The sequence below is a fragment of the Nonomuraea africana genome (assembly GCF_014873535.1).
In the GTDB taxonomy this organism is placed as follows: domain Bacteria; phylum Actinomycetota; class Actinomycetes; order Streptosporangiales; family Streptosporangiaceae; genus Nonomuraea; species Nonomuraea africana.
This window is the reverse complement of sequence record NZ_JADBEF010000001.1, coordinates 1,157,065-1,169,137: the sequence shown is the minus strand read 5'-3', so window position 1 is coordinate 1,169,137 and position 12,073 is coordinate 1,157,065. Positions and strand designations below refer to the sequence as shown.

General features: G+C 67.8%; 15 protein-coding genes and 1 pseudogene. 12 read left to right on the top strand and 4 right to left on the bottom strand.

Annotation, left to right across the window (positions count from 1 at the left end):
* Window positions 1-44: 44 nt before the first annotated feature.
* The 3 genes and pseudogenes from H4W81_RS05325 (at window position 45) to H4W81_RS49920 (ending at window position 767) form a co-directional block, all read left to right on the top strand.
* A complete protein-coding gene (locus H4W81_RS05325) occupies window positions 45-494 on the top strand; it encodes a RipA family octameric membrane protein (protein ID WP_225958473.1) in 450 nt (149 codons plus the stop codon).
* A 47-nt stretch (window positions 495-541) separates the two neighbouring features.
* Window positions 542-619: pseudogene (locus H4W81_RS50320) on the top strand (hypothetical protein); the annotation flags it as partial.
* A gap of 13 nt (window positions 620-632) precedes the next feature.
* A complete protein-coding gene (locus tag H4W81_RS49920; protein WP_420538714.1) occupies window positions 633-767 on the top strand; it encodes a DUF7701 domain-containing protein in 135 nt (44 codons plus the stop codon).
* A gap of 878 nt (window positions 768-1,645) precedes the next feature.
* Here the strand turns inward: H4W81_RS49920 and H4W81_RS05320 are convergent.
* Window positions 1,646-2,290 (bottom strand): TetR/AcrR family transcriptional regulator, encoded by a 645-nt coding sequence (locus H4W81_RS05320; RefSeq protein ID WP_225958472.1) that lies wholly within the window; start codon window positions 2,288-2,290, stop codon window positions 1,646-1,648.
* 59 nt (window positions 2,291-2,349) lie between these two features.
* On the opposite strand from H4W81_RS05320, the gene H4W81_RS05315 reads away from it, so the two are divergent.
* The 5 genes from H4W81_RS05315 to H4W81_RS49915 all read left to right on the top strand — a co-directional run bounded on the left by H4W81_RS05315 (window position 2,350) and on the right by H4W81_RS49915 (window position 4,914).
* On the top strand, window positions 2,350-2,643 hold the full coding sequence (locus H4W81_RS05315) for a hypothetical protein (RefSeq protein WP_138671864.1): 294 nt from the start codon (window positions 2,350-2,352) through the stop codon (window positions 2,641-2,643).
* Window positions 2,643-3,506 (top strand): class I SAM-dependent methyltransferase, encoded by an 864-nt coding sequence (locus tag H4W81_RS05310; protein WP_192773733.1) that lies wholly within the window; start codon window positions 2,643-2,645, stop codon window positions 3,504-3,506. The genes H4W81_RS05315 and H4W81_RS05310 overlap by 1 nt, the downstream gene beginning before the upstream one ends.
* A gap of 129 nt (window positions 3,507-3,635) precedes the next feature.
* Window positions 3,636-4,229 (top strand): LGFP repeat-containing protein, encoded by a 594-nt coding sequence (locus H4W81_RS05305; RefSeq protein WP_192773732.1) that lies wholly within the window; start codon window positions 3,636-3,638, stop codon window positions 4,227-4,229.
* A 5-nt stretch (window positions 4,230-4,234) separates the two neighbouring features.
* Window positions 4,235-4,492: a hypothetical protein gene (locus H4W81_RS05300; RefSeq protein ID WP_192773731.1), complete on the top strand. Its 258-nt coding sequence runs from the start codon at window positions 4,235-4,237 to the stop codon at window positions 4,490-4,492.
* Window positions 4,447-4,914 (top strand): transposase, encoded by a 468-nt coding sequence (locus H4W81_RS49915; RefSeq protein ID WP_358521564.1) that lies wholly within the window; start codon window positions 4,447-4,449, stop codon window positions 4,912-4,914. The genes H4W81_RS05300 and H4W81_RS49915 overlap by 46 nt, the downstream gene beginning before the upstream one ends.
* A 51-nt stretch (window positions 4,915-4,965) precedes the next feature.
* Here H4W81_RS49915 and H4W81_RS05290 read toward each other — a convergent pair whose 3' ends face one another.
* The gene (locus tag H4W81_RS05290) at window positions 4,966-5,400 is read right to left on the bottom strand and encodes a hypothetical protein (RefSeq protein WP_192773729.1); all 435 of its coding nucleotides are present in this window, start codon (window positions 5,398-5,400) and stop codon (window positions 4,966-4,968) included.
* A gap of 61 nt (window positions 5,401-5,461) precedes the next feature.
* On the opposite strand from H4W81_RS05290, the gene H4W81_RS05285 reads away from it, so the two are divergent.
* From H4W81_RS05285 to H4W81_RS05275, 4 genes are all read left to right on the top strand, one after another.
* Window positions 5,462-6,357, top strand: a protein-coding gene (locus tag H4W81_RS05285) for an IS5 family transposase (RefSeq protein WP_420538744.1) whose coding sequence is annotated in 2 segments (ribosomal slippage) — window positions 5,462-5,809 and window positions 5,812-6,357 — 894 coding nt in all. Because the reading frame shifts where the segments join, the coding sequence is not laid out codon by codon here.
* 38 nt (window positions 6,358-6,395) lie between these two features.
* Window positions 6,396-6,662, top strand: a complete 267-nt coding sequence (locus tag H4W81_RS48370) for a nitroreductase family protein (protein WP_318781538.1) — start codon at window positions 6,396-6,398, stop codon at window positions 6,660-6,662.
* A complete protein-coding gene (locus H4W81_RS05280; protein WP_264083133.1) occupies window positions 6,644-7,111 on the top strand; it encodes a nitroreductase family protein in 468 nt (155 codons plus the stop codon). The genes H4W81_RS48370 and H4W81_RS05280 overlap by 19 nt, the downstream gene beginning before the upstream one ends.
* 688 nt (window positions 7,112-7,799) lie before the next feature.
* Entirely contained in the window at window positions 7,800-8,474 is a 675-nt protein-coding gene (locus H4W81_RS05275; protein WP_192773728.1) for a hypothetical protein, read from the top strand.
* Window positions 8,475-8,742: 268 nt separating this feature from the next.
* Here the strand turns inward: H4W81_RS05275 and H4W81_RS05270 are convergent, their stop codons facing one another.
* Entirely contained in the window at window positions 8,743-9,978 is a 1,236-nt protein-coding gene (locus tag H4W81_RS05270; protein WP_192773727.1) for a class I SAM-dependent RNA methyltransferase, read from the bottom strand.
* A 9-nt stretch (window positions 9,979-9,987) separates the two neighbouring features.
* Window positions 9,988-12,024, bottom strand: coding sequence for an APC family permease (locus H4W81_RS05265; RefSeq protein ID WP_192773726.1), 2,037 nt, complete (start codon window positions 12,022-12,024; stop codon window positions 9,988-9,990).
* Window positions 12,025-12,073: the final 49 nt, after the last annotated feature.

The following is a 12,073-nucleotide window of genomic DNA, read 5'->3' as shown; positions in this document are numbered from 1 at the left end:
TGGATTCCTCCGCGTCGGAGCGGGATTTGCCGCATAATCCCCATGTGTCCGATAGCGATCCCGCGGTGATCGAGCTCTACAAGATCGCGGTGGAGATGGCGGACCGGGTCTCGTCCCGGCGTGCCGTGGCCAACGCGTTCTTCCTGTCCATCCAGACAACGCTCATCTCCGTGAGCGCGCTCTCCCTCCTCAACGTGCAGCGCGCCTGGCCGATGTCGCTGGTGCTGGCTGTGGTCGGCGTGGCCCTGTCCGCTACCTGGTGGTTCCAACTGCGGAGCTACCGCGACCTCAACCGTGCCAAGTTCACCGTCATCAACGAGATCGAGCTCCGGCTGCCGGTACAGCCGTTCACCAGCGAGTGGAAGTCACTGGTGCAGACCCGCACGAACTCCTGGTGGCGGCGCTACGCCGACCTCGGCGCCAGCGAACGTTTCATCCCTGGAGTCTTCGCGGTGCTACACCTCCTGACTTTCGCGGGCAGATTCACCACATGACCTACCTGGACCCGACGCGCGCCTGACCCGGATCCCCGCTCCCCGCCGAGGCCGCACCCCCGGACGGGGCGGACGATCTCTCCGTGCTCTACGTGGTGCTCATGCGCGCCAAGGGCGACCAGGTGACCGTCCAGGAACGTGCACGACGCCTGGTCTGCGTGGACGTGGACTCGCGACTCGCATCACCCGGCCCTCGTCCCGTTCGCGAACCTGCGGCCCGAGACCCGAGCCGCCGACGACCGTACGGCGAGGCCATCCGCCGCGCATGCCTGAAGTCACGGCCGGATCCATGACTGTGGTCTGATGCGCCGCCGATCAAACTCACCGGGGAGCTGACGTCCACGACCACGTGCGCGCACGATGTGATCGGCCTGTGACGGCGGCGTGGGCGGCGGTGGTGCTCACGTTCCTCCTCCGGCGATCAGGTAGGTTCGGGTCGGTCGCGGGCAGCTGCGGTACTGGATGTCGTCGACGCCGAGGGCGCGTACGGGCGCGGTGCGGGCCCTGATGGTTCTCGGGCCGGTGGCGCTCGCGCAGGAGCTGTCTGCAGTGGCGGCTGCTCAGCCGTGATGGGCCAGCGGATCGGGAGACCGCACCCCACGGATGCGGTCGCTCCCGGCCAGCCCGCGACCGCGATGTCGCCGGCGCCCAAGCGCTGCGGGGGCGATGTGTGAATACACCTGGCGACTACTGTTTCAGCGCCCGGCGCAGGCCGGCGATCGCCTGCGGGGGTTCGTGCTCACCGGTTCCGCGTCGAGGCCGCAAGCTCGGGCACGAGAACCTCCAGCCGTTGGAGAAACGCGTCGATTTCCGCGCGCTTCTCTGCGGTGACGATACGTTTCGTTCATGTGTTCGGCCTGCTCCGGGCTCGTCCCGAAAATGGTCCGTTTCCGGGACGGGCGCGAGATCCCTTTCTAGACGGCCAGGCCAGGAGGGATGGCTTCGTCGTCGTACTCGGTGAGGCGTTTCCGGAGTTTCGGGAGCTCTACGCGCGTGATCTGCCAACTCCGCTGTGGGTGGAGTTGGCGAACTCTGGACGAGCGGCGCGAGCAAGACGTTGACAAGCTGGTCGGCTGGGGAGATCTGTCGCGGTCGGTACAGGACACCTGAACGACTTCGATCTCCCTGCTGTGTCAGCCGCTTGAGAGCCTTCAGGCTGAGCTGTCGAGGATCGCGGCGGCCACGGTGTCGACATACCAGCGCTGGTATCGCTCTGGCGGCCAACCGCGTTGCCGTACGAGCCAGTCGTAGTTGTGGACGTCCATGGCCAGCCAGAGGACGTCGGCGGCGCTGTCGATGTCGTGGTCGGACCGCAGGCGGCCGGTGGCGGCGAGGTCGGCGGCGAGCATTTCCATGCCGCGTCGGCGGTCTTGGAGGTTCTTGTGCCAGATCGCGGCGGCGTCGGGGTCGGCGGTCGCGGCGCCGGCCAGTGCGAGCATCACCTCTACTTGGCGGGCGTGGGTCTCGGTGAGGTGGCGGGCGTAGCGGGCGAGCTTGGCGCGGGGGTCGGCCAGGGCGCGGATCTCGGCGACGAAGGGCCGGTCGGGCAGGCTGCGCGGGTCGTCGTCGCCCGCGATGGTGACGTCGATCAGCTCGGACAGCAGCTGGCTCTTGCTGCCGAACACCGCATACACCGTTTGGATCGCGACCCCGGCTTCGGCGGCGACGGCGGTCAGCGGTGTGGCGGCGTAGCCGGGGTCGACGAACAGCTTGCCCGCGGCCTCCAGGATCGCATGGCGGGTCTGGCGGGCCTGATCCTGCCTGCGTGCTGACTGATATCGCCTCTTGACAGCCATACCCTAAGTGTAGTGCTCTATTAGATAGAGTTTCGCTCTATCAAAAAGAGGTGGGTACGGTGCCGTTCGGAGTGCTCCAGGAGATGCCCGACGTCAGCGAGGAGGAGTACCGGCAGGTGGAGAAGCACCTGGGTCCGGATCGTCCCCCCGGTCTGCTCGCCCACGTCGCCGGTCCGGCCGAGGGCGGTTGGCGGATCATCAATATCTGGGAGAGCGAGGAGGCGTTCCGCCGGTTCCAGTCGGAGCGGCTGATCCGCGCGGCCGGCCTGGCCGCCCAGGACGAGGGTTTCGATCCCGGCAAGGCCGCCGCATTCCGTTCGGTGACCGTCGACGGCACCGAGATGCCGTTCTGATGCCCGACACCGACACCCTGCGGGCCCGCAACCACGCGTTCTGGACACAGGCCGCGCCCGGTTGGATCCGTCATGCCGACCGACAGGACGAGGCCGGCCGGCCCTTGGGCGCGGCGGCGATGGACTGGCTGCGGCCGAAGCCCGGCGAGCGGATCCTCGACGTTGGCTGCGGCTGTGGCGGCACCACGGCCGAGTTGGCGGCGGCGGCCGGGCCGGGCGGTGAAGCGGTCGGGGTGGATCTGGCCGAGCCGATGGTGGCCGCCGCCAGGCAGCGGTTCCCGCGCGAACGTCACCCCGGCCTGCGGTTCGTCACGGCGGACATCGAGACGGCCGAGGCCGTGACGGGCGCGCCGTTCGACGCGGTGTTCTCGCGCATGGCGCTGATGTTGCTGGCCGACCCGGTTGCGGGGTGCACGACGATTCGGCGTTCGCTACGCCGGGGAGGCCGCCTGGCCGCGACCGTGTTCCGTGACGGGGGCGCCAACCCGTGGCTGGCCGCGGCCACGCTCGGCGCCGCACCCCATCTCGGGCCGCTGCCGCCGCTGCCGATGGGCGATGAGCCGGGCCCGTTCGCGTTCGCCGACCCGGGCAGGGTGAAGCGCATCCTGACCGCCGCCGGCTTCGACGCCATCACGGTCCAGCCACACGACGTCACCCTGGACGCCCCCGATGAAGGCGAGGTGGTGGCCGAGTGGCTCATCGAGATGGGCCCGGCCGGCGCGGCCTACCGCGCCAGCGCGCCACCGGGCCGGGCCGCAGCACGCGCGGCGGCCGCCCGGCTGTTCGAACGGTTCCGCGAGCCCGGCGTCGGCTACCGATTCCCCGCCGGGATTTGGCTGGTCACCGCGGCGGCCGCACCATGATCGCGAACGCCCGGACAGCGCGCTCCTGCGGTCGTGTCGATCACGAGTGTGCCGCACGACTCACCACACCACCAGAATCGAGACGATCACATCATGGCAAGTGTTGGCACCAGCCGTACATCCACAGCAATGGCCTTATGCCGCACGCTATCGGTCAGCACCCCGCTCGCGCTGGCCGCAACGCTGTGCGCCGTGGTCCCCGCCCACGCCGGCACTGCAACCGCGACCACCACGATGACCACTACGGTGACCCCCAGGGCGGCCGCGACGAGCGCCTGCCGCATCCAACCCTACGGCCTGATCGGCGCGCGGTGGAGCGATCTCGGCGGCGAGAACAGCGCGCTGGGCTGCCCGCGCACCTCCGAGGTGGACGTCTACCTCGACGGTGTCTGGGCCGGACGCAGGCAGAACTTCCTGCGCGGGCAAATGGTCTGGTCACCCCGGCAGGGGCCCAAGTTGGTGGTGTCGGCCTGGTCGATCGGCGGATACGCCTACGTCGACTGGCATACGACCGCCCCCCGCTCCTATGACCGCTTCCTCGTCCGCTGGACCAGCGCCGCGGACAGAGCCGGAACCCAGCGAGACCTCGGCGGCGGCACCGGCGGCCGGATGCGGGTCCGCGTGATGACCACCAGCGGCTACCGATTCATCGTCGAAGGCTGCGACAACGGAACCTTCAGCTCCAGCGGCAAGCAGGGCTGGACCCTCTCGGTGACCGCCTGATCGCAATGATCTCCAGGATCGCCCTGCTGGCCATCGCGCTCGTCATCCCGTCCGGCTGCGGCCAGGCGGGAGCCGGCCCACCCTCGCAGAGCCCACCACCCGGGGACGGCCAGAGCGCAACCTCGGCACCCGCCCAGGAATCCTGCGGAGAGACCGCCGACAAGGTCACGCAGCACGCGCGGCAGCCCGAAATCCGATCGGTCACCATGCAGGGCCAGTGCACGCTGGCGTCGATCGAGACCACCGCCGAAGACGGATCTTGATAGCCCACGAGACCGATCAAGGCGGAACTCCGGTCATCCGAGTGCGCTTTTCGATGCGTGACTGCAAGGCCTGTCCCCGCCGGGACCTTTGCACCCGCGGGGCCAAAGGCCGACGCATCACCCTGCGCCCGCGGGAGGAGCATGAAGCTCTGCAACGCGCACGAGAGACGCAAAGTACCGACGAATGGCAGCAACGCTATGCCCACAGGGCAGGCGTCGAGGGCACCATCGCCCAAGGCGTCAAAGGCTTTGGCCTGCGGGCGATCCCGCTATCGCGGGACCGCCAAGACCCATCTCCAGCACATACTCATCGCCGCGGCGATGGACCTCACCAGGCTCGACGCCTGGCTCACCGGAACCCCACTGGCCCCGACTCGAACCTCACACTGCGCAGCGCTACACCAGGCCGCATGACGACATGATCAATTCGTCCGACAGTATCCTCACGGCGGGCCGCTTCGGCGTTCCTGGGATCACTGCACGATCTTGCTGAGCGCCGTCTCGTAAGCCTGCGCGTCGCTCGGCGGAAGATCCTTGGAGATGCGCAACGCGACGTTGCCCGCCTGGTAGGTGTACTCGCCCAACATGGGGCTCGACTTGGCGAGGCTCTGGATGTACTCCACACGCGTCTCCGCCGCATCAGCGTCCGGGAACACCTCCACTCCGCCACCGAGGTTGATGTCACCCGGCTTTCCGCCCGCCCCTCCCGCCGCTGCCCGCTCATCGGTAAACGCCGCCTTGCTGACGTAGCCATTGGGGCCGCCGAGAAGCTTGTTCGGGTCGTTCTCTCCGGTGTAGGTCACGGTGAGATCGGCCGGCAGGCCCTGCGCGGCCAACTCGGAGATGATGCCAGCGGCGTCCCTGTCGGTGCTGACGCCGCCGCAGGCGGTCAGGAGGGCGGCCAGCACTAGGGCGTGTCCCGTGGATCTTTGGTGGCGTTTGGTGTAGATCAGTCCAGTGGAAGATCGCCTGAATCGTCATGATCTGACTGATGCCGAGTGGGAACGGCTGGAGCCCCTGCTGCCGGCCAACCCGAGGCAGGGCGGCCGATGGGCCGATCATCGAACGTTGATCAACGGGGTCTTCTTCCGGGTCCGGACCAACATCACCTGGCGTGACCCGCCGCTCTGCTATGGGAACTGGAAGACCGTTTATAACCGGCATCGCCGCTGGTCGATGGACGGCACCTGGGAGAAGATCTTGGACGGGCTGCGGGCCGGATGTGACGAGGCCGAAGGCGAGGACTGGACGGTGAGTGTGGACTCCACCGTGGTGCGTGCCCATCAGCATGCCGCCGGAGCCCGCCGCCGGCCGCCGGCCGATTTCCCGTCAAAGGGGACGGCGTAGATCACAAACCGGTGAAGGGACGGGAAGCGCTGGGCCGTTCGCGTGGCGGGTTGAGCACGAAGGTGCACCTGGTCGCCGACCGGCGTTGCCGTCCGATCGCCCGGATCATCAGCCCCGGCCAGCATGGCGACAGTCCGTACTTCCGGCGTGTGCTGGAGGGTGTGCGCATCCAGCGCCGCGGGCTGGGCCGTCCCCGCAAACGTCCCGGGCGCGTACTGGCCGACAAGGCCTACTCCTCCCGTGCCAACCGTGCCTACCTGCGCCGACGCGGCATCAAGGCGGTCATCCCGATCAAGAAGGATCAGCAGGCCAACCGCCTCAAGCGCGGCAGTAAGGGTGGGCGACCGCCTGGGTTCGACGCCGAGCGGTACAAGGAGCGCAACACCGCCGAGCGGTGCATCAACAAGATGAAGGGCTACCGTGCAATGGCCCTTCGCACCGACAAGCGCGAGCGCATCGACCAGGGCACCGTCGACGTCGCCTCGATCAGGATCTGGCTCCGTGACCCGGTTCAATGACGACACTCCCTAGACGGTAGAGAGGTGGTCGTCGATGAGTGAGAGGACGAGAAGACGTGGATGTGTATGAAGCCGTGGACAGTCGCCGGGCCGTGCGGGCGTTCAGCGATGAGCCTGTGCCCAAAGAAGTACTCGAACGAGTGCTGACCGCAGCGACGCGGGCTCCATCGAGCGGGAACCTCCAACCGTGGCATCTGTACGTTGTGGCCGGTGAGCCCTTGGCCGAACTGAAGAAGCACGCGACGGCCAGGGCACTGGCAGGCGACCCGATGAGCGGGAGTATCCGATGTACCCGGCAGAACTGACCTCGCCGTATCTGGACCGCTTTTCCGCCGCTGCTGCCCAGCGGTACAAAGCGCTGGGAATCGAGCGCGACGACCCCGACAGGCCCATGAAGATCGCCGCCTTGAACTCGGAGGCGTTCGGGGCGCCGGTCGTACTGTTCTGCTACCTCGACCGGACGATGGGGCCCGGGCAGTGGGGAGACGCGGGGATGTACCTACAGACGGTCATGCTGTTGCTGAGGGCGGAAGGGCTGCACAGCTGTCCCCAGGTGATGTGGACGATGTATCGCAAGACCGTCAGCCGCATAGTCGGAGCCGATGACAAACTCGCACTGTTCTGCGGTGTCTCGGTGGGGTTCGAGAAGGAAGATGTGCCACGGCTGCGTACCGAGCGCGCGGAAATGACGGAAACAGTGAGCTTCATCGGAGCGTGGCTGTCAGGCGGTCAAGATCTACGGGACAGCCCCTAGAGTGCCGCGGCAGCGCGGCTGAGGTGTCGTAGGCGGATCATGACGTCATGCATACATGCAGAATCTGCCCAGCGCAGCATGGTTGAGGCGATTGGTGCTGGTCTGAGCCTGTCGAACGTAGCGACACCCACGACTCCATCCGCGAGCAAGAACAACGGTAGCGGCCCATGATCACGGATGCGATCACGGGGCCGCTGCTTTTTGATCTACTTCGCCAACAGTGTCTGATTCGGATGGGCGGGGCGTCCTGCCCGTCTACAGGTAGGTGAACGTGGCTGGTGGTTCTCTGGAGTCAACGTGCTCGCCTCGGCCGGGAAGATGTCGGGACCTTTGATATGCAGGGATGGACCAGGCGCCCCGACCTTGCTGGAATAGACGTTGGATGACTCATAGGGAGACAGCACCGGCACCGCGCCTTGAGGGATGCGATCAACGCGACGGCTCCCGTACTGCATACACGTCTACCATCCAAAAATAGGATTCCGCGGGGATTAACGGATATACCGCTCCGCTGCCAATGACCGGTCGCGTGACATGCGGCCGATGAGAAAGCATCGCCTGTCATGACCGGTCCGCCACATGCTGTCGGGAAGACGGCTCCGGCGCAGGAGGTCCTCTGCGCTGTACTTCGCCGGCCACGGCCGTATCGGTACTGGACCTCCACAAGGCCTAAGAGGAGGGCAGCCTCGTGTCTAAGCGCTACCACTTCGTGACCGCGAGTGTGCTGTGCCTGACGCTGACCACCGCATGCGGGAGCAGCGGCTCGATCGTCGGCGGCCTTATCACGGTTGCGCGCGCCCCCGGGGGGCAACTCGGCGAGTACACCTCCCCGCCCGACGACTTCAAACGAATCGGCAGCGACGCCAACGGAGTAACCGTCGCCGTCCCTCATGAATGGGTCGCACACGACCTGACCAAAGGCGACATTGAGGAGTTCCTGGAGCGCAGCGGCCTGTCGGGCAAGCAGAAGGAGAGTCTCAAGAAGGACATGCAGGCAATGGCGGACGTCAAAGCCATCCTTGCGATCGATCCCAAGTCGTCGAAGGCATCGCCCAACCGCTTCGCCACCAATCTCAACGCCTTCTGCCAGCCGGGCCGGAGCTCGGCCGAGGAGCTGATGGACGCCAACACGAAGGGTCTGGAGGAGTTCGGAGCCAAGGTCTCCGAGGCGACCAAGGTGCGAATCGCCGGCGGCGAGGCGGCACGGATCCTGTATACGCTCCCTGCCGGCAACGTCAAGGTCAAGGGCACGCAGTTCCATGTGCCAACCTCGGACACGGTCTGCACGGTCACGCTCAGCACCGACCAGGACAACAAACAGAAGCTGTTCGACCAGATCGGTGCGACGATCAGCCCGCTGTGATCCAGATGCGATGACGCCGCACCCAGAGGAGCTCCTCAACCGCTGACGTGGAACGCGAAGGGCCCCAGCGCCGGGACCCTTCGTCGTACTCGGCCTGCCCTAGGTGACCTGCCATTCCAGGATGGTTACGCCCCGCGACGCCGAGGGGTGGCGGGGCGTTCCAAGATCGTGCGCATCTCGTGCGCAGACATTCGGGAGCTACGGAAGTCGTCCCTGGTCATACATGAACATCATCTGTTGCATTCATGCTGGTCAGAGCGACGCGCAATCACCTGACCAGCAGCGCGACGCACTCCACGTGATGCGTCATCGGGAAGGCGTCGAAGGCGCGCAGGTCCGCCAGGGTGTAGCCGAGCTCCGCGAACCACGCCAGGTCCCTGGCCAGCGTCGCCGGGTCGCAGGAGACGTACACCACACGCGAGGCCTCGAGCGAGGCGACCCTGTTCACCACCTCGCGTCCCAGACCCGATCTCGGCGGGTCGACGACGACCAGGTCGGCGCGTTCGATCTCGAAGCGGTCGAGGGCGCCCTCCACGCGTCCTCGCTCCACCTGCGCCCACGGCAGGTCGCGCAGGTTGGCGCGGGCGTCGCGGACGGCCGTCGCCTCGCTCTCCACCGCGAACACCGCCCCCGAGGGGCCGACCGCCTCGGCGAGCCCCGCGGCGAAGAGGCCGACCCCGCAGTAGAGGTCGAGCGCCCACTCCCCCGGCTCGGGCGCGGCGTAGCTGAGCACCGCGTCGAGGAGGGTCTCGGCGGCCCCCGGGTGGACCTGCCAGAAGCCGCTGCCCGTCACCTGGAAGGTCCGGTCACCGACCTGCTCGTGCAGCATGCCGGAGCCGTGCCTCGGCTCCGTGCGGCCCTTGCCCTGGTTGACCAGGATGGACGCGGGCGCGTCGAGCTCGGGCACCGCGACGGAGCTGCGTGGTTTGGGGGCGATGACGACGGCGTGCTCACCGCTGGAGGAGGCGATGACCTCGACGCCCATGGAGTTGCGCCAGGTGTGTCCCTCGACGCCGACCTCCTCGACCGAGGGGTGGGCGATGAGGCACGCGTCGACGGGCTGGATGTCGTGCGAGCGGTGCTTACGGAAGCCGATCACGCCGTCGCGGGTGGCGGCGAACTGGACGCGGGTGCGCCAGCCGAGGCCGTCCTTGGCGCCCGGCACCTCTTCGACCACCACGTCCCTGGTGATGCCCGCCAGCCTGCTGAGCTGCTCGGCCACCACGCTCGCCTTGAGACCGCGCTGGGCCTCCAGCGTGGCGTGCTGCCAGTCGCAGCCGCCGCACAGGCCGGGTCCTGCGTAGGGGCAGGGCGGGGTCACCCTGTCGGGCGAGGGCTCGAGGATCTCCACCGCGTCGGCGCGCAGGAAGCGGGTGGTCTCCTCGGTGATCTCGGCGACGACCCGCTCTCCTGGGAGCGCGTGCCGTACGAAGACGACGCGCCCTTCGTGTCGCGCCACACACCAGCCACCGTGGGCCACCGGCCCTACCTCGAGTTCCACCACCTGCCCAGACTACTCGTCAGGCCTGCCGGCCTCGACCTCGTGCCATGGGCGGCGGACCGATCCGGGCGCGAACGGCTCGGGGCGGCCCTTGAGCCGGTCGGCGGAGTGCAGCTGCCACGGCACGCTGGTCACCATGACGCCCGGCTTGAACAGCAGCCTGGCCTTGAGCCGCAGCGCGCTCTGGTTGTGGAGCAGATGCTCCCACCAGTGGCCGACGACGTACTCGGGAATGAAGACGGTGACCACGTCGCGCGGCGAGCGGCGGCGCAGCGTCTTGACGTAGTCGAGAATGGGCTGGGTGATCTCCCTGTACGGCGAGTCCAGCATCTTGAGCGGAACGGGGATCCCCCTGCGCTCCCACTCCTCCCGCAGCGCCGTCGCCTCGGATCCGTCGACGCCGACCGTGACGGCCTCGATGGTGGAGGGGCGGGTCGCCCTGGCGTAGGCCAGCGCGCGCAACGTCGGCTTGTGGATCTTGGAGACGAGCACGATCGCGTGGTTGCGGGCCGGCAGCACCGACTCGTCGACAGCTTCGTCGAGCTCCAGCTCGGCGGCCACGTTGTCGTAGTGGTGGCGGATGCCCTTCATCATCAGGAACAGGATCGGCATCGCGATGCAGACGATCCACGCCCCGACCAGGAACTTGGTGAACAGCACGACCACCAGCACGACCGCGGTCATGACGCCGCCGAAGAAGTTGATGACCCGCGAGCGGTGCATCTGGTGGCGCACCCGCAGGTCGGTCTCGGTCTTCAGGTGGCGGGTCCAGTGGATGACCATGCCGGCCTGGCTGAGGGTGAAGGAGACGAAGACGCCGACGATGTAGAGGTTCAGCAGGCGGCTGACGTCGGCCTGGAAGCCCCACAGCAGCAGGCAGGCGCCCAGCGCCAGGATGACGATGCCGTTGGAGAAGGCCAGGCGGTCACCGCGGGTGTGCAGCTGGCGGGGCAGGTAGCGGTCCTGGGCCAGGATCGAGCCGAGCACGGGGAAGCCGTTGAAGGCGGTGTTGGCGGCCAGGAACAGGATGAGCGCCGTGACGGCCGAGATGACGATGAACATCAGCGAGCCGCCGCCGAACACCGCGTCGGCGACCTGGGAGATGATCGGCTGCTGGTAGTAGTCGGGGCCGACCGGCGTGCCGTCCGGACGCAGCAGGTCACGCGCGACGTGCTGCGGCTCCGCCACGGTGACGCCCGAGGCGAGGCCGATCGCGATGATGCCGGAGAACATGGTGACGGCGACCAGGCCCATCATGAGCAGCGTGGTGGCGGCGTTCTTGCTCTTGGGCTTGCGGAACGCGGGCACGCCGTTGCTGATCGCCTCGACTCCGGTCAGGGCCGCGCAGCCGGAGGAGAAGGCGCGCAGTACCAGGAAGGCGGCGGCGAAGGCGGTCAGGTTGGTCTGCTCGGCCACGACCTGGAAGCCGTCGGTCGGCGCGTGCAGTTCGTCGCCGAGCACCAGCAGCCGGAAGCCGCCCCAGGCGACGAGGCCGAGCACCGCGATCATGAAGGCGTAGGTCGGGATGGCGAAGGCGGCGCCCGACTCGCGGATGCCGCGCAGGTTCACGACCGTCAGCAGCACCACGATCCCGATGGCGACGGCCGGCTTGTGCTCGGCCACGAAAGGGACCGTGGCGCCCACGTAGTCGACGCCGTTGGCGACGGAGACCGCCACGGTGAGCACGTAGTCGACCATGAGCGCGCTGGCCACGGTGAGCCCGGCGTTCTTGCCGAGGTTGACGGTGGCCACCTCGTAGTCGCCGCCGCCGCTGGGGTAGGCGTGCACGTTCTGCCGGTAGGAGGCGACGACGGTGAGCATGACGACCACGACGGCCATCGCGACCCATGGGCTGTAGTGGTAGAACGACACCCCTGCCAGCGACAGGATGACCAGGATCTCCTGGGGGGCGTAGGCCACGGAGGAGAGCGCGTCGCTCGCGAACACCGGCAGCGCCACGCGCTTGGGCAGCAACTGTTCGTGCAACTGCCCGCTGCGCAGCGCGCGCCCGACCAGGACACGCTTGACTAGATCCGTCACCTTCGCCACGTCTGACGATGCTAGTCCTCGTCACCCTCCCTGCCGACGCGGCACTCCC

What these genes read in the sequence shown, in the direction of transcription:
- H4W81_RS05320 (WP_225958472.1), bottom strand. Translation starts at nt 2,290, where the DNA reads ATGGCTGTCAAGAGGCGATATCAGTCAGCACGCAGGCAGGATCAGGCC.
- H4W81_RS05305 (WP_192773732.1), top strand. Translation starts at nt 3,636, where the DNA reads ATGGCCTTATGCCGCACGCTATCGGTCAGCACCCCGCTCGCGCTGGCC.
- H4W81_RS05280 (WP_264083133.1), top strand. Translation starts at nt 6,644, where the DNA reads ATGTACCCGGCAGAACTGACCTCGCCGTATCTGGACCGCTTTTCCGCC.
- H4W81_RS05300 (WP_192773731.1), top strand. Translation starts at nt 4,235, where the DNA reads ATGATCTCCAGGATCGCCCTGCTGGCCATCGCGCTCGTCATCCCGTCC.
- H4W81_RS05310 (WP_192773733.1), top strand. Translation starts at nt 2,643, where the DNA reads ATGCCCGACACCGACACCCTGCGGGCCCGCAACCACGCGTTCTGGACA.